The sequence below is a fragment of the Actinoplanes couchii genome (assembly GCF_016862075.1).
Lineage (GTDB): Bacteria > Actinomycetota > Actinomycetes > Mycobacteriales > Micromonosporaceae > Actinoplanes > Actinoplanes couchii.
On sequence record NZ_BOMG01000006.1, the window covers coordinates 116,789 to 136,835 of the forward strand.

Consider the following 20,047-nt stretch of genomic DNA (forward strand, 5'->3'; position numbering starts at 1 on the left):
GCTACCGTCCGGTAACCCCCATCGATGGAAGGCATCCCCATGAGGCGCGCTCTCATCGCCCTCGCCGCACTGGCGAGCCCGTTCCTTCTCGCACCCACCCCGGCACAGGCCGCGGCCGGGTCGTTCTCCGTCCTGACGTACAACGTGGCCGGTCTTCCCGACATCATCTCCAGCGCCGAGGTCGACAGGCAGACCGCGCACACCGCCATCGGCCAGCGCCTCGGCCCGTTCGACATCGTGCAGGTGCAGGAGGACTTCAACTACCACGCCCATCTGTACGCGGCCGACACCACGCACGCCCACCGCACCCCGACCAGCGGCGGCGCCGGCATCGGCTCGGGGCTCAACACCCTGTCGAAGTACGCCTACGACACCGACGACTTCGAACGCGGCGACTGGAACTCCTGCCAGCTCGACTCCGGTGACTGCCTGACCCCCAAGGGCTTCACCTTCGCCCGGCACCGGCTCGCCGAGGGCGTCTACGTCGACTTCTACAACCTGCACACCAACGCCGGCACCAGCAGCGGCGACCAGACGTCCCGCGCCGACAACCTGAACCAGCTGACCGCGTTCATCGGCACCCACTCGAAGGGCAACGCGGTGGTGGTGATGGGTGACACCAACACCCGGTACACCCGGGCCGCCGACACCATCCGCACGTTCGTGGCGGCGAACGGGCTGACCGACGCCTGGGTGAAACTGAAGCGGGCCGGCAGCCCGCCGGCCTCCGGTGCGGACGCCCTGGTCTGCGACCCGGCCGCGGTCACCGACACGTGCGAGGTGGTCGACAAGATCCTCTACCGGGGCAGCCGTTTCGTCACGCTCGACGCCACGAGCTACAAGAACGAAGACGCGGTTTCCGTACGGCGGACGGGCTGATGCTCTCCGACCACTTCCCCATCAGCACGTCGTTCACCTGGTCGACGAACAGCGACTTCGCGTTCAGTGAGCAGTTCGGCGGCCCGCACGGCGACTACTTCAACGACGTCGACGCCGTCTCCGGCAACCCCGCCACGGTCGGGGTGCGCGCCGGTTCCCGCCTCGACGCGGTCAGCATCGGTTCGCTGGCGCACGGCGGCACCGGCGGCACGGCCACCTCCCGCACGCTCGCCTCCGGGGAGTACGTCACCAGCGCCTACCTGTGCCGGGCGCAGTACAACAGCCGGACCCGGATCTTCTACGCCCGCTTCACCACCAACCTCGGCAACACCGTCGCCGGGGGCACCACCACCTCGGACTGCGTGACCCGCACCGCCCCGTCCGGTTTCCAGATCGCCGGTTTCCACGGCCGCGCCGGGGACGAGGTCGACAAACTGGGACTCATCTACTCACGTCGCTGACTCGTACGTCTCACTTCCGCGTTCGACGGCACCCGGGCGGGTACCCGGGTGCCGCATCTTGAAGCGCGGGAGGCGCAGATGAAACTCTGGTCCAAGGTCTTTCTCACCGGTCTCGGATTGTGGCTGCTGACCGTCGCGGTCACGTTCGCCACCGGCAACCCCAACCTGATCCCCACCCTGGTGCTGCTCGGCAGCTTCCTCGTTCCGGTGACCTTCGTGCTGTGGGCCTTCACCAAACGCCACAGTGGCGAGGTCACCGCGGAACTGCTGTTCAGCACGTTCGTCACCGGCGGTGTCCTCGGCGTGCTCGCCGCGTCGCTGCTGGAGACATACCTGCTGCACCCGAACCCGCTGTTCTTCTTCGGCGTCGGCCTGATCGAGGAGGCCGCGAAACTCACCGCCCTGGCCTTCCTGTGCCGCCGCCTGCAGCACAAGTACGCCGTCGACGGTGTCATCCTCGGCGCCTCCGTCGGTTTCGGGTTCGCCGCCTTCGAATCCGCCGGGTACGCCTTCACCGCCCTCTTCACCCAGCAGGGCCTGTCCCTGATGACCCTGGTCGAGACGGAACTGCTCCGCGGTGTCCTCGCCCCGGTCGGGCACGGCCTGTGGACCGCGATCCTGGGCGGGGTCCTGTTCTCCGCCAGCGGCCGCCGCCACTACGCCTTCACCAAGCGCCTGGCGGTCACGTTCATCGGGGTGGCCGCCCTGCACGCGCTCTGGGACGGCTGGCAGAGCATCGCCCAGGTGATCACCGACATCGCCCGCGACCCGCACCTGTTCACCGCGCTGTCCTGGGGCGGCCTGATCGTGGTGTCCCTGATCGGCGTCCTGTGGCTGACCGCGGTCCGCCGCCACGCCGACCGGGAGGTCCTCAGCCCTCTCTGGTCGGTTCCGGTCAACCGCCTGTCGTGAGCCAGCTCTTGCGAACTGGCCCGCGACCTGCCGGGCGGCCTTGCCTAGCGTGTGACGGGTGACTTCACCACTCGCCGGAGACCTGGCCGCCCTGCCGGACCTGCTGCAGACCACCCGGGACTACGCGGTCTCCGTCCTGGCGGGCCTCGACGACCGCCCGGTGGCCCGGGATCCGGCATCCGTCCCCGCCGCCCCGCTGCCCGCCGAGGGCGCCGGGACGGCCGGGGCGCTCGCCGAGTTCCAGCGCCGCTGGGCACCCGGCTTCTCCGGCAGCGCCGGCCCCCGCTACCTGGGCTTCGTCACCGGCGGCACCACCCCGGCCGCGCTCGCCGGCGACTGGCTGACCGGCACCTTCGACCAGAACGGCTCCAACCGCTCCGGCTCGTCGGCCGCCGCCCTGGAGGACGAGACGGTCGGCTGGCTGGGCGAGATGTTCGGCCTCGGCGCCGAGCACTCCGGGACGTTCGTCAGCGGCGCCACCATGTCGAACCTGGTCGGCCTGGCGATCGCCCGGGAATGGGTCGGCGACCGGCGCGGGGTCAGCGTCGCCCGGCATGGCCTGGCCGCGCTCGGCGAGATCCCGGTGCTGTCCGGAGCCGCCCACTCCAGCGTCTTCAAATCCCTGTCGATCCTCGGCCTGGGCCGGGACTCGCTGCGCCCGGTCGCCACGCTGCCCGACCGGGAGGCCGTGGACGTGACCGCGCTGGCCGCGGCACTGGAAGCCCTGGACGGCAGCCCCGCGATCGTGGTCGCCAACGCCGGAACGGTGAACACCGTCGACTTCGACGACCTCCGCGCGATCCTGGCCCTGCGCGAGCGCTACCCGTTCTGGTTGCACGTGGACGCCGCGTTCGGCGGATTCGCGGCCCTCTCCCCGGCACACGCCCACCTGGTCGACGGTCTCGCTGAAGCCGACTCGGTCTGTGTCGACCTGCACAAGTGGCTGAACGTGCCCTACGACGGCGCGGTCCAGTTCACCCGCCACCGTGACCTGCAGGTCCGGGTCTTCCAGAACGCCGCCGCCTACCTCCCGCCGATCACCGGCACCCCCGACCACTTCCACCTGACCCCGGAGAACTCCCGCCGGCTGCGCGCCCTGACCGCCTGGTTCACCCTGGCCGCCTACGGGGTGGCCGGTCACCGCGAGATCGTCACCCGCGCGATCGATGCGGCCCACCATCTCGGCGAGCGCCTCCAGGCCGTCCCCGGAGTTCAACTGCTTGCGCCGGTACGATTGAACGTGGTCTGTTTCGCCGTCCCGATGGACGTGACCGACCTGGCCCAGGCGGTGGCCGACTCCGGTGAGGCCTTCCTGACCCCCACCGTCTACCAGGGCAAACCCGCGCTGCGGGCGGCCTTCAGCAACTGGCGCACCACCCGCGCCGACGCCGACCGGGTGGCCGGCCTGCTGGAAAATCTGCTGCCCTGACCCGGCCGGCCGATCTATCGTCGGCCCATCAGCGACGACGACTGGCACTACGACCGGACCGGCACCCTGACCGGAGCTCTGCAACGCGGCCTGGGCCGGGGCGCCGTGCGTGCCCGCTCCCGGCGCCGCGACCCGGACACCGCCGACGCGGTCATGGCCAGCCTCGCCCGCGACCACAGGTGGATGTGGTGGATCGACGAACGCGCCGGCTACCTGGCCGCCCTGGTCCGCGACCTGCGGATGCCGATCGCCCCGCTGCTCGCTCTGCTCGACCGGTACCCCGACGACGACAACGACCCGGACAACACCTTCGAGAACGTGCTCGACGTGCTGGTCCGGTTGGGCCGCCTGCCGGCCGGGCCGGGCCCCGAGGCGGCCGGCGGCCTGCGGAGATACCTGGCCGAGGGGCCTCGCTGGCTGGTGGTGCTCCAGGAGATCGCCGGCCGAATGGCCGGTGGAGTCCTGGGACGACCTGCTCCCGGTGGCCCGGACCCGGCTGGATCGGGACGACGGCGGCGTCCGCCTCTGGCTCGACGAACCCTGGGACACGTGGGCGAAGCGTGACGACCGGATCGCCCGGGAAGCCGAGCGGCATGCCGTCCCGGAACCGCGGCGACCGCTGGCCGGCGAACCGGACGGCACCCTCCTGTCGATCGTCGGATCGGCCCACGGCGAACGGCAACGCGAAGCACTCCGGGAACTCAACCGCCGTGGCCCGCAGCCGGGACTCCTGCCGTTGGCCGAACGGATTCCGTTCGACGTGACGAAGGAACTCTTCGACCTGGACACACCGCTCACCGACGCCCTTCGTGCGCTCGGAGCCGGCGCGCTGCCGGTGCTGCGGCCCTGGGCCGCGACACCGGGCCATCCGATGTGTGGCGCCGCCCGGGGTCTGCTCGCCGATCACGGCGACGAATCGGACGTCCCGCAGATTCTCGCCGCGTGGGCGAGGCTGGACGAGGACCCGGGTGGCCGCTGCGGCTACGACCGTCTGGCAGCCGGCCTGGCCCGGATCGGTGGCGACCGGGTCCGCGACTTCGCGGTTCCCCGCCTGCAGCGGCTCTGGACCAGCCCGCACTCCCATGAACGGACCGCCTACCTGAAGGCGCTGCTGGCCCTGGATCCCGGCGCCGGTGCGGCCATGGCGTTCGAGGGCCTGTTCGACTGCGAGCCCGGAGTCCGCCTGCTCGCCATCGAACACGCGTCCCCGGCCGACCGTCGCCCGGCCCTGACAATGATCAGCGAGGACCCGCTGGAGGACGACGAGGTCCGCGCCGCCGCCCGCCTGCGCCTCCAGTCGGAGACCGCCGGAGAAAACTGATCGCGGGGGAGGGCCGGCCCTTCTACGGTGAGCCGCGATGGTGGAGAACTGGGAATCGGCGGGGACACTGTTCGGGGCTCTGCAGCGGGGGCTGGGCCGGGGCGCGATCCGGGTCGCGGCGGGCGAGGCCGGGGCCGGGCCGGAGGTGTTCCGGTGCCTGCGGTGGGATCAACGGTGGGATACGCAGGTCGATGATCGGCGGGTCTACCTGGCGCGGCTGGTCCGGGACCTCGGCATTCCGGTGGCGGAGCTGTTCGCCCTCCTGCGGGAGCCGTCGGAGGTGGATACGTTCCAGAACCTCTGTGGTGTGCTCTCGGTGCTGGGCCAGGGCGGTGACCAGGAGGTCCTCGCCGGGGCCCGGCGGTATGTCGCGGACGGGCAACGCTGGGCGGACATGCTGGAGACGATCGCGGACGGCTGGTCCCGGGAGAGTGGGGACGACCTGCTGCCGCTGGCCCGGGCCCGGATCGAGGCCGACGAGGCAGCTGAGGCCGGCGGGTCCGGGGACGACGGCCCGGTGATCGTGTGGGATGCGCCGCCGTGGCGGGACTGGGCCGTCGGCGACGACTTCATCGCTGCCCGGATGCCGCCGTCGCCGGGTCGCGGGCGGGAGCGGCCGCTGGAGCTGATCCCGGTGGCGGAGCTGCTCGCTGAACTCGGCGGGGACCGGCGGTCGCGGTGGGTGCCGGCGCTGGCCGAGCTGAACGCGCGCGGGCCCCGGCCGGAGTTGGTGCCGATGCTGGACCGGCTGGCGGGCGCGGGCTCCGGGCCGGGCCCGATGCGGGCGATGCTGAGCCGGGCGGTGCAGTTGCTGGGCGCGGCGGCGGTGCCGGTGGCCCGGGGCTGGGCCGCCGATCCGGGGCATCCGTTCGGCTGGCGGGTGATCGACGTGCTGGCCGCGCACGGTGGTCCGGAGGATGTGCCGGTGCTGCTGGCCGAGTGGGAGCGGCTGGCCGGAGCTCAGGCGCTCTGCGGGTTCGACGATCTCGCCGCGGGGCTGGCCCGGATCGGTGGGCCGGAGGTGGCGCGGATCGTGCCGTGGCTGCATGAGCTGTGGACCACGCCGCACAGTTACGAGCGGGCCGCCTACCTGCGGGCGTTGCTGGTCCTCGATCCGGCGGGGTGCGGTGAGCTGCTCGTCGAGGGGCTGTGGGACTGCGAGGCCGAGGTCCGCCGGATCGCTGCCGAGCACGTCGCGGACGCGGAGCCGGGGGTTCGGGAGCGGCTGGAGTCGCTGCGGGACGATCCGGTGGAGGAGGACGAGGTCCGGGCGGCCGCGGGGGAGCGGTTCCCGGCTCCGGGCCGGAGTGCGGGCTCCGGCCCGGAGGGGCGGCCGGGCGCGCGGTAACCGGGGGACGGATCGGTCAGTGACGCGCGGGCGGCCGCCGGTGGGGCGGGTACAGCGGGCCTTGCCGACCGGAACCCGGTGACAAGGGTGTGGACCCGGCGCCCCACCGGGATTGGGTACCCGGTGAGGCGCCGGTCGTTCGAGGGTGTCAGGCGGTGATGTTCCACTGCTGACAGGCGTTGCCCAGGGACGTCCACTGGCGGACGGCGACCCCGTCGGCGGTGCCGCAGTTGGTGACGTCCAGGACCAGGCCGTTGCCGCGGTTGGCGATCAGGTAGCCGCCGTTGATCGGGGTGACACTCCATTCCTGGCAGAAGTTGCCCAGGTTGGCCCACAGGTTCAGGGCGGTGCCGTTGGCGGTTCCGCAGTTGACCGAGTCGAGGACGGTGCCGCTGTTGGCGTTGGTGATCCGGTAGTAGTTGCTGGTCGTCTTCGTGAACGTCCACTGCTGGCAGGCGTTGCCCAGCGAACTCCACTGCTGGATGGCCGTGCCGTTGGCGGTGCCGCAGTTGGCCGCGTCCAGGACCTTGCCGCTGGCCTGGTTGACCAGGCGGTACCGGGTGCCGGCCACCGGGAACGAGACCGTGCCACCCGGGTCACCGGACGGGGCGGTCAGGCTGGTCGAGAGCTTGTCCGGCGTACCCAAGTTGGGGCTGTTGTCGCTGTTGAAGTTGACCTTCTTGAGCCGCGTGGTGCGGGTCGCGCCGCAACCCTGGGCGGTCGTCTCGTTGGCGTGGTAGGCCATCCACGTCTCGGTGCCGTCCGGTGACGTGAAGAACGAGTGGTGGCCGGGCCCGAAGACGCTGTTGGCGTCCGAGCGCTGGAAGATCGGGGTGGACTTCTTGGTCCAGGACGACGCGGACAGCGGGTTGGTGCCGGTCAGCGTCAGCATGCCGATCTTGTAGTCGGGGGTGTTGCAGGAGCTGGCCGAGAACGTGAGGAAGGTCTGCCCGCCCCGCTGCAGGATGTACGGTCCCTCCTCGGTGTTCCCGCCGACCTTCTCCCAGTCGTACGTGGGATAGGAGATCCGTGTCCCGTAGGCGGAGACCGTCCACGGGTTGCTCATCGGCGCGATGAACAGGCTCTGCAGGTCACCGACCCAGGACGAGTAGAGGAAGTAGTTCGCCCCGTTGATGGTGGCGACACTGCCGTCGATGGCCCAGCCGTTGCCGGCCTGCACGTTGAGCTGGCCCTTGAACGTGTACGGGCCCATCGGGTTGTCGCCGGAGCTCTCCAGCACGAACGAGCGCTGCCCGTCGCAGCAGGCCGCGGTGCCGGCCGAGTAGTAGAAGTACCAGCGGTAGCCGTTCGGCCCGTTCAGCCGGTGCAGCGACGGCGCCCACACGTTGCAGCAGCTGGCGGTCGCGGTTCCGGTGTAGACGACGGTCTCGGAGGCGCCGGGGAGCGCGGCCACCGACGTCGCCCGCTTGATCACGATCTGGTTGTTCCAGGTCGTCGCGGCCAGGTAGTAGTAGCCGCCGTAGTAGCCCACCCACGGGTCGGCGCCGTACGGGGCGGTCGCGACCGGGTTGCTGAACGTGGTCGCGGCCCGCGCGGGGCGGGCCTGTGCGACGACGGCCATCGACAGGAGCAGCAGGAGGACGGCGGCGACGGATCTGAGGCGTGCGAGAGACATGGCTAGTCCCTTCAGGGGATACGGGGATCACCCCGGCACGTGCTGAGCGCGTGCGCCGGTGGGGGCCGGCAGACGGCCGGTGTGCGGGGTGTTGCCAGTATGTTAACGATCACAAATTCACTGTCAAGGGCGTCGATGTGTACGGGCCACCAGATCGGTCGCCACATCCCGCAGCTTGCGATTCGCGTCCTGGGAGACCCGGGCCAGGATCGCGAACGCCTCGTCCGGGCCGCACCCGCGCTGCCCCATCACGATCCCCTTGGCCTGTTCGATCACCGCCCGGCTCTCCATCGCCGCCTGCATCTGCCGGACCAGGGCGGCAGTGGTGTCGTAGAGATCGGCGTTGGACAGGGCCACCGCGGCGTACCCGGCGAAGGCCTGGGCCAGCTCCACCGACTCGGCGTCGAAGGCCCGCTCGGTGGTCGCGTAGAGGTTCAGCGCGCCCACCGTCTGATGCCGGATCGGGAGCCCGACCGAGAGCGCACTGCGTACTCCGACACTTCCGGCATGCTCCGCCCAACCCGGCCATCTCCGGTCGCCTGCCACCGCGCCGACGGTCACCGTCCGGCGGTCCGCCGCGGCGTCCAGGCAGGGCCCCTGGTGGTACGTGTACTGCCACTCGTCCAGGATCGAGGCCGCCGTGCCGGTGCTCGCCACGGTCCGCGGACCGCCGTCGCGGACCAGCGTCACCGACACCTCGTCCGCCCCGGGAACCGCCTGCCCGGCCAGGTCGGCGACCCGGGCCAGCACCCCGTCCAGCCCGGTGTCACCGAGGCTGATCCGGACCAGCTCGCGGAACGCGTCGACGGTCTCCATCCCGGGGCTGTACCCGTGGGTCCGGCGTCTACACCGGCCGGTAGTATCGGCCTTTCGACCGGAGCCGGACACGGCACCGGTCCACCAGCGTCAAGCAGCGGCGCGAAACCGCGGGTCAGCAGACCTGCGGACATCCACATCGATCGACAGGCACGGGCCGCCGGGTGGCGGTTCGCGCACCGCTGCGGGGAACCACTGACGTTGAAGGCGCACGACCGGACCGATGCTGTTTCCGCTCTCGCGGAGCTCGGTCACATCAAGCTGGGTGAAACCGATCTCGACGGTGTCCTGCACCGGGTCGCGGATCTCGCCGTCCGTACCCTGCCCGGGGCGGTGCAGGCCTCGATCACCCTGTCCCGCGACCAGGGTGCGCACACCGGGGCGGCGGCGCTGCTGCTGGACCGGTGGCAGTACGACCGGGACACCGGCCCGAGTCTGGAGGCGGCCCGCACCGGTTCGACGGTCGAGGTCCCGGACGCCGCGGCGGACGGCCGCTGGGACGACTGGGGCGCGGAGGCGGCCCGGGCCGGGATGAGCGGCGCGCTCGCGGTCCACCTGCCGATCCGGGACGGGGTGAACGGCGCCCTGACCGTCTACGGCTCAGGGCTGTCCGGTGCCGGCATGCCGGAACTGGCCCGGTCCTTCGCCCGGTACGCCGCGGTCGCCCTCGCCAACGCCCATCTCTACGACACCACGGCCGGCCTGGCCCGGCAGATGCAGGCGGCGATGGAGAGCCGCGCGGTGATCGAGCAGGCCAAGGGCATCATCATGGGCGAGCGGCGGTGCAGCCCGGACGAGGCGTTCGCCATCCTGACCCGGGTCTCCCAGGACAGCAACCGCAAACTGCGCGACGTCGCGTCGGCCCTGGTGGAGCGCACCCAGCGCGGTTAGGCGCTGACGTCCAGGCGGCTCGGGCCGCCGCGGCCCTGCTGCCGCAGGTGGCGCAGGGCGGGCTCCAGGTAACCGGTGATCGGGTTGCGCCCGGCCGGGTTCCCGTCGTACCGCCGGGCCAGGTCCCGCAGGTACAGCTCGGTGATCTCCTGCCCGGGCGCGAGCCGCCCGGCCGCCCGGTCCGCGCCGATCGCGGTGGCCAGCGCGTTGATCCAGCCCGCGTTCGCCTCGCCCGGCCCGATGTTCTGCCCGGTGGCCTGCAGGATCAGTTCCCGGTCCCGGTCGGTGAGCGCGGCGGCGTCCTCGCGGGCGGACCGGTCCCGCGACGGCGCGCGGACCGGGGCGGGGCTGGGGGAGGAGAAGGCTCGGTACGGGTTCAACCGGGGAATGGACATGTGTGGCGCAACCTCCGGCCGTGCGGTGTTCGACGCCCTCCAGATCGGTGCGGGACGGTTGCCGCTTAGCGGTTTTCCGGGAGCCCAGATTTCATCATGCGTTGAATTGCGGACTTCTCCCCGGCCGGGAACTCGTCTAGCATTGAATTCAACACTTGATGAGTTTCCGGGAGGGAACCATGTCCACGGCGATCGAGGTGGAGAACCTCGTCGTACGGCGCGGGAAACGAGCCGTCCTCGACGGCTTCTTCTGTGCTGTTCCGCAAGGCTCCGTCACCGGCCTGCTCGGGCCGAGCGGCAGCGGCAAGACCACCCTGATGCGGGCGATCGTCGGCGTGCAGACGGTCGTCTCCGGCCGGGTCACCGTGCTCGGCCACCCGGCCGGATCGGTGCCGCTGCGCCGCCGGATCGGCTACGTCACCCAGGCCCCCAGCGTGTACGCCGACCTCACCGTCGCCGAGAACGCCCGCTACTTCGCCGCGCTGCACCGGCTGACCGCCGCGGACGCCGACGGCGCGGTCGACGCGGTCGGCCTGAGCGGCCACGCCGGGCAGCTCGTCGCGAACCTCTCCGGCGGCCAGCGCAGCCGCGCCTCGCTGGCCTGCGCGATCGTCAGCCGGCCCGAGGTGCTGGTCCTCGATGAGCCGACCGTCGGGCAGGACCCGGTGCTGCGCGACGAGCTGTGGGGGCACTTCCGCCGGCTCGCCGCCGACGGCGCGACGGTCCTGGTGTCCAGCCACGTCATGGACGAGGCGAACCGCTGCGACCGGCTGCTGCTGATCCGTGACGGCGCGCTGATCGCCGACGACACCCCGGAGGCGGTCAAGCGCTCGGCCGGCACCGGCGACCTGGACCAGGCGTTCCTCACACTGATCAAGAGGCAGGAGTTGGCAGCGGCATGATTCTCCTCAGCACTGTCCGGCGGATCCTCACGCAGCTGCGGCACGATCCCCGGACCATCGCGATGATCATCGTGGTCCCGACCCTACTGATCAGCCTTCTCTCTTTCATGTACGAGGGACAGCCCGCCGTCTTCGACCGGATCGCGCTGACCATGCTGGGTGTGTTCCCGTTCGTCGTGATGTTCCTGATCACCTCGATCGCCATGCTCCGGGAGCGCACCACCGGCACCCTGGAACGGCTCTTCACCACCCCGGTCGGCAAACTCGACCTGCTCTTCGGGTACGGGATCGCGTTCGGTCTCGCGGCGGCCGTGCAGGCGGCGGTCGCGGCCGGTTTCGCCCACTGGGCGCTGGGGATGGACACCGCCGGAAGCATCGGCCTGGTCGTCCTGATCGCGGTGGCCAACGCCGTGCTGGGCGTGGCGCTCGGGCTGCTGGCCAGCGCGTTCGCTCGTACCGAATTCCAGGCCGTGCAGTTCATGCCGGTGGTGGCGGCACCCCAGCTCCTGCTCTGCGGCCTGTTCGTGCCCCGCGAGGAAATGGCGGGCTGGCTGCAGGCGATCAGTGACGTCCTGCCACTCTCCTACTCCGTGGAGGCACTGACCGAAGTGGGTGTGCACACCGATCCGACGGGCATCATGTGGCGGGATCTCGCCGTCGTGGTGGCGGCGGTGGTGGTCGCGCTCGTCCTCGGGGCCGCCACACTTCGGCGCAGGACCGCGTAGAACGTACGACGAAAGGGTTTTGATCGATGGTGCGACGGACCGGACGCCGGCCCGGCAACCCGGACACCCGGGAAGTGATCCTCACCGCGGCGCGCGAGGCGTTCGCCGAGAAGGGGTTCGACGGCGCCTCGATCCGGGCGATAGCCACCGGCGCCGGGGTCGACCCGGCGCTGGTGCACCACTACTTCGGCACCAAGGACAAGCTGTTCCTGGCCGCGATGAACTCACCGCTGGACCCGCTCGACGTGCTCGACGAGGCGACGGCCGGCGGGCGCGACGAGATGGGCGCCCGGGTGGTGCGGGCCTTCCTGCGGATCTGGGACGGCCCGCGCGGCGCGGCCGGGGTGGCGCTGCTGCGGTCCGCGGTCGGCACCGAGTGGACCACCCGGCTGTTCCGCGAGTTCGTGCTCACCCAGGTGCTGCGCCGGGCGGTGCCGAAACTCGGCCTGGACCCGGGCGAGGGCGGTCTGCGGATGACCCTGGCCGGCAGCCAGCTGGTCGGGCTGGCGATGGCCCGGTACGTGATCAAGGTCGAACCGCTGGCGTCGGCGTCCCCCGACGCGATCGTCGCGGCGATGGGCCCCACCGTGCAGCGCTACCTGGTCGACGACCTGCCGGGCGTCTTCCCGGGCTTACAACCCGGCGACGATGCGGGAGATCACTGAGCCGATCCGGGCCCGGGTCTGGTCGGTCAGCTCGCCGAACTGGATGCCGATCTCGGCGGTGCCGCCACGCACCACCCGGCGCACCACCCGGGCGTCGAAGGTGCCGTTCAGCCCGTCCATGCTCAGTTCGGCCCGGACCGCGTCACCCACCGACAGCGGTGTCGACTCGGGCACCGCGCAGCCCAGACCGTCCGAACTCAGGTCGATCAGATCGGCGGTCAGCACCGGCCGGCCGGCGCGTTCCAGGGTGACCGCGCCCTTCACCGGCAGCCGGTCGTGCCGGCGCCGTTCCAGCCGGTCGGCCACCGCGGACAGGTCGCCGATCTGCTCCATCGTCGCGTCCACGCTGCGGTGCAGCTGCCCGACGATCTCGTGCTGCTGGTCGGCGATCCCGCCGAGCTGGCGCATCGTCTCCTCGATGTCGCCCACGTCGTTGATGATCGCGGCGAGGGTCTGGCTCATCTGCACGACGTCCTTCTCCAGGGCGGCGATCGTGCTGGTGATCTGCTCGGTCGAGTCGGCGGTGGTGTCGGCCAGGCCCTTCACTTCGTCGGCGACCACCGCGAAGCCGCTGCCCGCGGTGCCGGCCCGGACCGCCTCGATGGTGGCGTTCAGGGCCAGCAGCCGGGTCTGCGAGGCGATCCCGGAGATCACGCTGGCGATCCCGGCGACCTGCCGCAGGCTGGCGTTCAGCGCGGTGGCCGCCTCACCCGCGGTGTGCGCCCGCTGGACCAGGGCGGTGGCCGCGTCGTTGGTGATCGTCACCCGCTTGTTGGTGGCGGCGGCCACGTCCCGGGCCGCGCCGACCTGCACCACCACGTCCTTGAGCTTGCCGCCGATCACGTCGGCGGTGTCGTCGATCGCCTCCCGGGCCCGTTTGCGCAGCTGCTTGTTCAGCTCCCGCTGGTGCACCATCGAGGCCTGCGCCTGGATGTCCATCTCGGCCCGCAGGCGCTCCAACTCGGCCTCGCGGTCCCGCAGCGTCCCGGTCACCTCGGCCAGAGCGCGGGCATCGCTTCCGGCGTCGCCCGCCGAGCGACGCCGCAAGAGAGACGACCACAGCGACATGATGATCGACGCTACCGTGCCCGCCGACCCTCCGCCGGGGCTTTCAGCGGCCCGCGAGCACCTCGTCGATCTGCCCCATCGCCTGGCGCATGCCCTCCCGCATGCCCATCTCGTCCATCCGTTCCAGCTGCTCGGCGCTGCGGAACGTGACGATCGTGGTCATCCGGGTGCCGTCGCCGGCGGGTTCCAGGGCGACCACGAAGTGGGTGGCGTCCTGCGGGTCGATCGGCTCGCCGTCCTCGCCGGCGAAACCGTCGTCGAACCCCAGCCGGGACGGCTCGTTCACGTCGGTGACCACCCACCAGCCCCGCGCCTTCGTACCGTCCGGACCGGTCATGTGGTAGCGGACCTGACCGCCGGGCTCGAACGAGAACCGGTCGAACGTGGCCGGCCAGGTCGGCGGGCCCCACCAGCGCTCCAGCACACGCGGGTCGGCCCAGACCGGCCAGACCCGGGCCGGTGGCTGATCGAACTCGGCCACGAAGGTCAGGGTCAGGGTCTCGACGTTCTTGTCGGAACTCAGCACGGGCATGTCAGGTCTCCTTTTCTCTCCAGGGTCTCCCCATACCCGCGAACCGATGTGCCATCCGGCCGCTGTTCACCGGATCGACCGACCCGTCCGGACGGGACGCCCGGCCGTGCCGCGCCCCGTCACGCCCGGACTACCGTCCGAACATGCGGACCTCCGAAGCTCAGCCCGTGGTGGCCGGGATCGACGGCTCACGAACGCATCCGGTCACCGTGGATCTCGCCGCCGACCAGGCCGCCCGGCGCGGCGCCCCTCTTCTCCTGTTGCACGTCTGGCCCGGCCGGTACACCGGCCGGTTCCGCTGTCGTGGCCCGGTCCCGGCCGAGGCCGACGCCCGTCGGCTCCTGGACGCCGCCGCCCGCCGGGCCCGTCAGCGGGCGCCCTGGCTGAGTGTCGGCACCGAACTGCGTACCGGCAGCCCGGCCGGGGTGCTGACCGAACTCTCCGAGACCGCGGCCCTGGTCGTGGCCGGCCGCCGCGACGACGGCCCGGGCCGCCCCGGCTGGGGATCCACCGCCGCCTACCTGGCCCGGCACAACCGGTCGCCGCTGCTGGTCCAGCGCGGCGGCGGGCACCGCAACGGGCCGGTCGTGCTCGTCGTGCCCGGCCCCGACGAACCGGCCGCCCCGGTGCGCCGGGCCTTCGAGGAGGCGTCGATCACCGGCTCCCGGCTGGTCGCGGTACACGTGTGGCGGCCCGGCGAGGAACCCGCGCGGGCCCGGCGCTACCTGGTCGAGGTGCTCGCCGGATGGGCCGGCCGGTACCCGCGGGTCGAGGTGGAACCGCTCGCTATCCCCGAGCCGGAGGTGGCGTACACGCTGGACCGCGCGTCGCGCCGCGGGCGGCTGCTGATCGCCGGGATCCGGCAGCGCGGGCACCTCGGCGACCTGCTGCTCGGCACGGCCGGCAGCGGCACCCCGACCGGGCTCAGCCCGGTCCTGATGATCCCGCCCGGAACTCTTTCCAAGGTTTCTCTCAGGACCGGGATCGCCGGCCGATGGTCGGGGCCCTGAACCGCGGAGGACCACCGGAGGCCGCCATGACCATCAGCATCGGCACGTCGACCACACCGACCGCCTGGGAGACCCACGCCGCCTGGCTGCGACTGCGGGAGAACTGCACCCGGCTCGCCACCGACGCCGCCCGGGAGATGGGCGAGCACCGGCTGAAGCAGGACAAGGTCGCCGTCCTGACCAGCCGGGACGCGATCGCCCGGATGACGCCGCCCGGCCTGGTGAACGTGCTGGTCTGAGACCGGCCGGGCCCTCAGAGCGGGCGGATGGTCATGGCCTCGGCCAGCACGTCGGTCGCGTCCTTCACGTCGACCTCGCGCATCTGCAGCGGTCCGCCGGTCTCGGTGAGCAGGGCGGCGTGCGCCCCACCGGCGTACACCGGCGCGAAGCCCAGATCGCGGATGATCTGCGCGGCCGCCTGCCGGGCGTCCCGGTCGTCGGTGCAGACGAACTCGGTCATCAGCGGGTCGTGCCCGCGCCGGCGGCTCAGCACGTCGGCCGGCACGGTGTTGAACGCCTTGGCCCAGTGGCCCTCGTGTGCCCGGTCCATCAGAGCCTCCAGCCCGGAGATGTCGTCGGGGATGTCCGGGTTGGTCACGTCGATGATGACCTTGTCGGCGAGCAGCCCGCGGGTCTGCTCCAGGGCCTCGAAGGCGGACGACCAGTTCGGGCTGAAGATGACCACGTCGCCGAAGGTGGCCGCCTGCGGGATCGACAGCACCTGCACCGACGCCTCGTCCTCGAAGTGCAGACGCTCCGGGTGCCGGGACGTGACCGCGACGTCGTGGCCGCTCTCCGCGCACCACCTGGCCAGGGTGCCGCCCATCCGACCCGCTCCGATGACACCGATACGCATGCAGTCAGCGTGCAGTGCGGATCACCCGGCCGGGTGGTGATCGCCGAAATTCCCGTAGATCATCCGCAGCTCGACCGTGACCAGGTCACCGACCAGCGCCTCCGGGTCCTCCGCCCCGGCGAACGCCGCCGCCCGCAGGTCGTCGATCAGGCCGGCCAGCACCCGCGCGCCGGGACCGGCCGGGGCCAGGCCGGCCGCCCGGTCCCGCTCGATCCGCGCGGCCAGCCGCTGCACGTGCGCGGCCCGCAGGCCCGCACGCCACTGCGCGATCGGCGGGCAGCCGGGCGCGGCCGCCAGCGCACCGGCCAGCAGCCGGCTCTGGTCGCGCCAGAGCACGGCGAGCGCGGTCAGGGCCGCCCGCAGCGACTCCGCGTCGGGGCCCGAGCCGTCCAGCCACGGGCCGGAGTCCCGGCCCAGGTCGCCGGACATGTCGTGCAGCAGCGCCACCACCACGGCGATCTTCGAGTCGAAGTAGAAGTAGAAGCTGGACCGGGAGATCTCCGCGCCGGCCGCCAGCTCGTCGATGGTGATGTCGGCCAGGGGTTTGCGGGCCAGCAGCGCCCGGGCAGTCTCCAGGATCGCCCGCTCGCGGCGGTCGCCCTTGCTGGGCCCGCGCCGACGGCCGGGAAGTGTGCTCATGCAGACAGATTAACGCGGTGTCGACTTTTTCGACGTACTGTCGAAAATCCACGACACCAGAGGAGTCACCGTGAAAGAGATCCGCCTCGCGTCCCGTCCGTCCGGCTGGCCCACCGCCGAGAATTTCGAGGTCGCCGAGATCCCGGTGCCCGAGGCCGGTCCCGGTCAGGTGCTGGTCCGCAACGTCTACATGTCGGTGGACCCGTACATGCGCGGCCGGATGAACGACGTGAAGTCCTACATCCCGCCGTTCCAGATCGGGCAGCCGCTGGACGGCGGCGCGATCGGCGAGGTCGTCGCGTCCGGGTCCGAGTCGGTGCCGGTGGGCTCGTTCGTGGTGCACGGGCTGGGCTGGCGCGAGTTCGCGGTGATCGGTGCGGACAAGGTGCGGGTGGTCGACCCGGCCGCCGCGCCCACCCTCTCGGCCTACCTGGGGCTGCTCGGCATGACCGGCCTGACCGCCTGGGTCGGCCTGCTCGACATCGCCCGGTTCACCGAGGGCGACACCGTTTTCGTCTCCGGCGCGGCCGGCGCGGTCGGCAGCGTGGTGGGCCAGATCGCCCGGTTGCGCGGCGCCGAGCGGGTGATCGGCAGCGCCGGTTCCGCGGAGAAGGCCCGTCACCTGGTCGACGAGCTGGGCTTCGACGCGGCCTTCAACTACAAGGAGGCGCCGGTCCGCGACCAGCTGAAGGCGGCCGCGCCGGACGGAGTGGACGTCTACTTCGACAACGTCGGCGGCGACCACCTGGAGGCGGCGATCGCGTCGATGAACAAGTTCGGCCGGATCGCCATGTGCGGCGCCATCGCGCAGTACAACGAGGCCGCCCCGCCGGCCGCCCCGCGCAACCTCGCCTCGGCGATCGGCAAGGAGATCAATCTGCGCGGTTTCATCGTCGGCAACCACTCGGCCCGGATGCCCGAGTTCGTGGCCGAGGTCGGCGGTTGGCTCCGTGAGGGAAAGATCACTGCGCGCGAGACGGTGGTCGACGGGATCGAGAACGCGCCCGACGCCTTCCTCGGTCTGCTGCGCGGCGACAACATCGGCAAGATGGTGGTCAAGGTGGGTTAACCAGCGGTTAAGGTGCATCCGGCGACCGGTTTGGGGCCTGTCGCCGGGTATGACCAACACTGAACGGCAATTCAGTCGCTCTCGCGAGTGGACCGGATACGGAACGTATGGTTGATCGCACTCATCCGTACGGGTGAGGTCACTGACGGAAAGCAGACACTAGCGTTCCCGTGTGGCGAATCGGTTCCCCCTTTGGGGACAAGCGGGCTGGGCAAGTGCCGAAGTGGTCGGCGAGACGCACTACGCGAAAGCGATACGTGCTCTCTTCGACGCTGAACTGGACCCCCGCGGCGCCGACATAACCGTTCCCGTCCAGCTCATCCCGGACCGTTCCGACAAACGCGACCGCAACGCCGTCGGAGTCTGGTCCGGCACCCACCTGCTCGGCCACCTGCCCCGCCCGGAGGCCGCCCGCTACGTCGTCGCGCTCACCGCCCTCACCACCCGCGGCCTGGTGCCCGAGGTCAACGCCCGGATCACCGGCCGCGAGTGGGGCGCCGTCGACGGCCGCCCGGCCGCCTTCGACGCGACGGTCCGGCTGGACCTGGGCGAGCCGCACATGCTGGTGCCGGCCAACGCCCCGCCCGCCCACGAGTACCGGCTGCTGCCCTCCGGCTCGGCCGTGCAGGTCACCGGCCAGCAGCAGTCCCTGGCCGCGCTCACCCCACTGCTGCGCGCGGAGGGCGAGTGCTGGGCCTACGTCACCCTGCACGAGATCGACGGCCACCTGGTCGAGGTGCGGGTCGGCGACACCCGGGTCGGTGACCTCAGCCCCAAGATGAGCGGTGAGCTGCTCCCGGTCCTGCGGCACGTGGCCGACCAGGGCGCGATCACCGCGGCCCGCGCCATCGTCAAGGGCAACAGCGGCAAGAGCGAGGTCATGCTCTACGTCGCCCGGGTCCAGGACCTGCCGGAGAGCTGGCACGGCGCGGCGAAGCGGCCCGCCGCGGTCCCGGCCGCGGGTCGCGGCACGGCGAGTGTCCCGGCGGTCAACCCCGGCGGCGGTACGCCCACCTCCACCGCGTCCTCCCCGATCCCCGGCATCAACGCCCCCGGCAGCCCCGCCCCCGGTCTGATGTCGGGTGGCCCGGCCGCCGGTGGACTGGTGCCGAACTGGGTCTCCGGCGACGCCCTGCCCAGCTGGGCCTCCGGCCCGTCGGCGCCGCCGCCCCCGGCACCGGCCCCGCAGGCGCCGGTCTCCCCGGCCGGCCCGTTCCCGTCCGGCTCCTACCCGTCGGCCTCCGCCGGGTTCCCGGGCGCGACGAACGCCGGGCCGCCACCCGCGGGGTTCCCGGGCGCGCCCGGCACCGGGATGCCGCCCGCGGGTTTCCCGGCCGCGCCGAACTCCGGGATGCCGCCCGCGGTGAGCGCCGGGATGCCGCCGACCATGAACACCGGGTTCCCGGCCGCGCCGGACGGTGGGTTCGCCCCGGTGCAGGACATGCCGGCGCCGTCGTTCCCGTCGCCGTTCGCCGCCTCGCTGGGCGCCACCTCGTCGCCGCCCGCCGCGCCGGCCCCGCCCGTACCGCAGCAGTCGTCGCCCGGTCTGGGGTTCCCCGGCCCGGACGGATCCGTGCCCGGCTGGGCCGGCCCGAGCGACGGCCAGCCCACCTGGACGCCGCCGGAGGACATCCAGCCGTCGTGGTCACCGCCGGAGGACGTGCCGCCGTCCTGGACGCAGCCGGAGGAGATGTCACCGTCCTGGACGCAGCAGGAGAGCGTGCAGCCTTCCTGGGCGCGGCAGGAGGAGGCCCGGTCCGGCTGGGCCGAACCGGCCGACGGCGGTCCCGCCTGGTCGGCGACCAGTGGCGAGATGCCGTACGTGCCCGCCGGTTCCGGCGGTGCCCGGCACAGCGCGTCGGCCACCTTCCCGGTCCGGCAGACCGAGGGGTCCGACACGCTGCTGGCCGACCCGCTGACCCGCCCGGTCAGCCCGGCCGTCCCCTCGGCACCCGCCTCCTCGTCCCCGGCACCCTCGTCCCTGACACCCTCGTCCCCGGCTCTCTCGTCCTTGGCTCCCTCGTCCTTGGCTCCCTCGGCCGGGGATCAGGAGTACGCGATCGCCGAGACCACGGTGATCCCGGCGCTGGCCGCGGTGGTGGCGGCGAACTCCGGCGCCATCGCGGGCGTCTCGCCGGTCTCCCCGGCGATGCCCGAGGTCGCCGAGGTTCCCGAGATGCCGAACCCGCACGCGCCGATCCCGCCGGCGCCGACCGGGATCCGGTTCGCGGTCCCGCAGGGCTGGCCGACCCCGCCGGAGGGCTGGTACCCGCCGGAGGGCTGGATCCCGGATCCGGCCTGGCCGCCGGCCCCGGCCGACTGGCAGTGGTGGGTTCCCACCTGGGGCTGATCAGGCCTTCTGTCCCGTCCGGGCCATGCTGGGCTCGGGCGGGCACGGAACCACCCGGACGGGCGCTGTATGACTGATTCGGGGGTTTTAGTCGCCTTTTTTGGGTGGGATACGTCGGATTAACCCGGAAAAGCGCCACGGTG

General features: G+C 72.0%; 22 protein-coding genes. 15 read left to right on the forward strand and 7 right to left on the reverse strand.

Going from position 1 to position 20,047, the window contains the following annotated elements; genetic code table 11:
- Positions 1-39: 39 nt before the first annotated feature.
- The 7 genes from Aco03nite_RS52530 to Aco03nite_RS01630 all read left to right on the forward strand — a co-directional run bounded on the left by Aco03nite_RS52530 (position 40) and on the right by Aco03nite_RS01630 (position 6,350).
- Positions 40-879: an endonuclease/exonuclease/phosphatase family protein gene (locus Aco03nite_RS52530; protein ID WP_239144836.1), complete on the forward strand. Its 840-nt coding sequence runs from the start codon at positions 40-42 to the stop codon at positions 877-879.
- A complete protein-coding gene (locus tag Aco03nite_RS52535) occupies positions 879-1,340 on the forward strand; it encodes a jacalin-like lectin (RefSeq protein WP_239144837.1) in 462 nt (153 codons plus the stop codon). Before Aco03nite_RS52530 ends, Aco03nite_RS52535 begins: the two co-directional genes overlap by 1 nt.
- A 78-nt stretch (positions 1,341-1,418) precedes the next feature.
- Entirely contained in the window at positions 1,419-2,252 is an 834-nt protein-coding gene (locus Aco03nite_RS01610; protein ID WP_203792746.1) for a PrsW family intramembrane metalloprotease, read from the forward strand.
- Between the two features lie 58 nt (positions 2,253-2,310).
- Positions 2,311-3,681 carry a pyridoxal phosphate-dependent decarboxylase family protein gene (locus Aco03nite_RS01615; protein ID WP_203792747.1) on the forward strand — a complete coding sequence of 457 codons (1,371 nt, stop codon included), beginning with the start codon at positions 2,311-2,313 and terminating at the stop codon, positions 3,679-3,681.
- Between the two features lie 105 nt (positions 3,682-3,786).
- On the forward strand, positions 3,787-4,245 hold the full coding sequence (locus Aco03nite_RS01620; RefSeq protein WP_203792748.1) for a hypothetical protein: 459 nt from the start codon (positions 3,787-3,789) through the stop codon (positions 4,243-4,245).
- Positions 4,136-5,002: a hypothetical protein gene (locus tag Aco03nite_RS01625; protein WP_203792749.1), complete on the forward strand. Its 867-nt coding sequence runs from the start codon at positions 4,136-4,138 to the stop codon at positions 5,000-5,002. Before Aco03nite_RS01620 ends, Aco03nite_RS01625 begins: the two co-directional genes overlap by 110 nt.
- A gap of 37 nt (positions 5,003-5,039) precedes the next feature.
- On the forward strand, positions 5,040-6,350 hold the full coding sequence (locus Aco03nite_RS01630; protein WP_203792750.1) for a serine/threonine-protein kinase: 1,311 nt from the start codon (positions 5,040-5,042) through the stop codon (positions 6,348-6,350).
- 148 nt (positions 6,351-6,498) lie between these two features.
- On the opposite strand, the gene Aco03nite_RS01635 is transcribed toward Aco03nite_RS01630, so the two are convergent.
- Positions 6,499-7,986, reverse strand: coding sequence for a family 43 glycosylhydrolase (locus Aco03nite_RS01635; protein WP_203792751.1), 1,488 nt, complete (start codon positions 7,984-7,986; stop codon positions 6,499-6,501).
- Between the two features lie 123 nt (positions 7,987-8,109).
- Entirely contained in the window at positions 8,110-8,802 is a 693-nt protein-coding gene (locus tag Aco03nite_RS01640; protein WP_203792752.1) for a GAF and ANTAR domain-containing protein, read from the reverse strand.
- 201 nt (positions 8,803-9,003) lie between these two features.
- Here Aco03nite_RS01640 and Aco03nite_RS01645 point away from each other — a divergent pair, with 201 nt between their 5' ends.
- Positions 9,004-9,693 carry a GAF and ANTAR domain-containing protein gene (locus Aco03nite_RS01645; protein WP_203792753.1) on the forward strand — a complete coding sequence of 230 codons (690 nt, stop codon included), beginning with the start codon at positions 9,004-9,006 and terminating at the stop codon, positions 9,691-9,693.
- On the opposite strand, the gene Aco03nite_RS01650 is transcribed toward Aco03nite_RS01645, so the two are convergent.
- Positions 9,690-10,088, reverse strand: a complete 399-nt coding sequence (locus Aco03nite_RS01650) for a hypothetical protein (protein WP_203792754.1) — start codon at positions 10,086-10,088, stop codon at positions 9,690-9,692. The genes Aco03nite_RS01645 and Aco03nite_RS01650 overlap by 4 nt on opposite strands.
- Positions 10,089-10,267: 179 nt before the next feature.
- On the opposite strand from Aco03nite_RS01650, the gene Aco03nite_RS01655 reads away from it, so the two are divergent.
- From Aco03nite_RS01655 to Aco03nite_RS01665, 3 genes are read left to right on the forward strand one after another with little or no spacing between them, the layout of a single operon-like run.
- Positions 10,268-10,990 carry an ABC transporter ATP-binding protein gene (locus Aco03nite_RS01655; protein WP_203792755.1) on the forward strand — a complete coding sequence of 241 codons (723 nt, stop codon included), beginning with the start codon at positions 10,268-10,270 and terminating at the stop codon, positions 10,988-10,990.
- Entirely contained in the window at positions 10,987-11,715 is a 729-nt protein-coding gene (locus Aco03nite_RS01660; protein ID WP_203792756.1) for an ABC transporter permease, read from the forward strand. Before Aco03nite_RS01655 ends, Aco03nite_RS01660 begins: the two co-directional genes overlap by 4 nt.
- A gap of 26 nt (positions 11,716-11,741) precedes the next feature.
- Positions 11,742-12,380 carry a TetR/AcrR family transcriptional regulator gene (locus tag Aco03nite_RS01665; protein WP_203792757.1) on the forward strand — a complete coding sequence of 213 codons (639 nt, stop codon included), beginning with the start codon at positions 11,742-11,744 and terminating at the stop codon, positions 12,378-12,380.
- Here the strand turns inward: Aco03nite_RS01665 and Aco03nite_RS01670 are convergent.
- Together Aco03nite_RS01670 and Aco03nite_RS01675 are read right to left on the reverse strand one after the other, a co-directional pair.
- Complete coding sequence (locus Aco03nite_RS01670) at positions 12,348-13,448, reverse strand: methyl-accepting chemotaxis protein (RefSeq protein WP_203792758.1); 1,101 nt, start codon at positions 13,446-13,448, stop codon at positions 12,348-12,350. The genes Aco03nite_RS01665 and Aco03nite_RS01670 overlap by 33 nt on opposite strands.
- A 43-nt stretch (positions 13,449-13,491) precedes the next feature.
- The gene (locus Aco03nite_RS01675; protein WP_203792759.1) at positions 13,492-13,980 is read right to left on the reverse strand and encodes an SRPBCC family protein; all 489 of its coding nucleotides are present in this window, start codon (positions 13,978-13,980) and stop codon (positions 13,492-13,494) included.
- A gap of 143 nt (positions 13,981-14,123) precedes the next feature.
- On the opposite strand from Aco03nite_RS01675, the gene Aco03nite_RS01680 reads away from it, so the two are divergent.
- Positions 14,124-14,990, forward strand: a complete 867-nt coding sequence (locus Aco03nite_RS01680) for a universal stress protein (RefSeq protein ID WP_203792760.1) — start codon at positions 14,124-14,126, stop codon at positions 14,988-14,990.
- Between the two features lie 26 nt (positions 14,991-15,016).
- Positions 15,017-15,229: a hypothetical protein gene (locus Aco03nite_RS01685; RefSeq protein WP_203792761.1), complete on the forward strand. Its 213-nt coding sequence runs from the start codon at positions 15,017-15,019 to the stop codon at positions 15,227-15,229.
- A gap of 14 nt (positions 15,230-15,243) precedes the next feature.
- On the opposite strand, the gene Aco03nite_RS01690 is transcribed toward Aco03nite_RS01685, so the two are convergent.
- Positions 15,244-15,846, reverse strand: coding sequence for an NADPH-dependent F420 reductase (locus Aco03nite_RS01690; RefSeq protein ID WP_203792762.1), 603 nt, complete (start codon positions 15,844-15,846; stop codon positions 15,244-15,246).
- Positions 15,847-15,867: 21 nt separating this feature from the next.
- Positions 15,868-16,485 (reverse strand): TetR/AcrR family transcriptional regulator, encoded by a 618-nt coding sequence (locus Aco03nite_RS01695; protein WP_203792763.1) that lies wholly within the window; start codon positions 16,483-16,485, stop codon positions 15,868-15,870.
- A 70-nt stretch (positions 16,486-16,555) separates the two neighbouring features.
- On the opposite strand from Aco03nite_RS01695, the gene Aco03nite_RS01700 reads away from it, so the two are divergent.
- Together Aco03nite_RS01700 and Aco03nite_RS01705 are read left to right on the forward strand one after the other, a co-directional pair.
- Complete coding sequence (locus tag Aco03nite_RS01700) at positions 16,556-17,554, forward strand: NADP-dependent oxidoreductase (protein ID WP_203792764.1); 999 nt, start codon at positions 16,556-16,558, stop codon at positions 17,552-17,554.
- A gap of 223 nt (positions 17,555-17,777) precedes the next feature.
- Positions 17,778-19,904, forward strand: coding sequence for a hypothetical protein (locus tag Aco03nite_RS01705; protein WP_203792765.1), 2,127 nt, complete (start codon positions 17,778-17,780; stop codon positions 19,902-19,904).
- The last annotated feature ends 143 nt before the right edge of the window (positions 19,905-20,047 follow it).

Bases quoted from the DNA above. Each gene is read 5' to 3' on its own strand.
- Aco03nite_RS01630 (WP_203792750.1), top strand. From the start codon at position 5,040: ATGGTGGAGAACTGGGAATCGGCGGGGACACTGTTCGGGGCTCTGCAG.
- Aco03nite_RS01610 (WP_203792746.1), top strand. From the start codon at position 1,419: ATGAAACTCTGGTCCAAGGTCTTTCTCACCGGTCTCGGATTGTGGCTG.
- Aco03nite_RS01680 (WP_203792760.1), top strand. From the start codon at position 14,124: ATGCGGACCTCCGAAGCTCAGCCCGTGGTGGCCGGGATCGACGGCTCA.
- Aco03nite_RS01670 (WP_203792758.1), bottom strand. From the start codon at position 13,448: ATGTCGCTGTGGTCGTCTCTCTTGCGGCGTCGCTCGGCGGGCGACGCC.
- Aco03nite_RS01675 (WP_203792759.1), bottom strand. From the start codon at position 13,980: ATGCCCGTGCTGAGTTCCGACAAGAACGTCGAGACCCTGACCCTGACC.
- Aco03nite_RS01660 (WP_203792756.1), top strand. From the start codon at position 10,987: ATGATTCTCCTCAGCACTGTCCGGCGGATCCTCACGCAGCTGCGGCAC.
- Aco03nite_RS01690 (WP_203792762.1), bottom strand. From the start codon at position 15,846: ATGCGTATCGGTGTCATCGGAGCGGGTCGGATGGGCGGCACCCTGGCC.
- Aco03nite_RS01635 (WP_203792751.1), bottom strand. From the start codon at position 7,986: ATGTCTCTCGCACGCCTCAGATCCGTCGCCGCCGTCCTCCTGCTGCTC.
- Aco03nite_RS52530 (WP_239144836.1), top strand. From the start codon at position 40: ATGAGGCGCGCTCTCATCGCCCTCGCCGCACTGGCGAGCCCGTTCCTT.
- Aco03nite_RS01665 (WP_203792757.1), top strand. From the start codon at position 11,742: ATGGTGCGACGGACCGGACGCCGGCCCGGCAACCCGGACACCCGGGAA.
- Aco03nite_RS52535 (WP_239144837.1), top strand. From the start codon at position 879: ATGCTCTCCGACCACTTCCCCATCAGCACGTCGTTCACCTGGTCGACG.
- Aco03nite_RS01655 (WP_203792755.1), top strand. From the start codon at position 10,268: ATGTCCACGGCGATCGAGGTGGAGAACCTCGTCGTACGGCGCGGGAAA.
- Aco03nite_RS01640 (WP_203792752.1), bottom strand. From the start codon at position 8,802: ATGGAGACCGTCGACGCGTTCCGCGAGCTGGTCCGGATCAGCCTCGGT.
- Aco03nite_RS01695 (WP_203792763.1), bottom strand. From the start codon at position 16,485: ATGAGCACACTTCCCGGCCGTCGGCGCGGGCCCAGCAAGGGCGACCGC.
- Aco03nite_RS01650 (WP_203792754.1), bottom strand. From the start codon at position 10,088: ATGTCCATTCCCCGGTTGAACCCGTACCGAGCCTTCTCCTCCCCCAGC.
- Aco03nite_RS01685 (WP_203792761.1), top strand. From the start codon at position 15,017: ATGACCATCAGCATCGGCACGTCGACCACACCGACCGCCTGGGAGACC.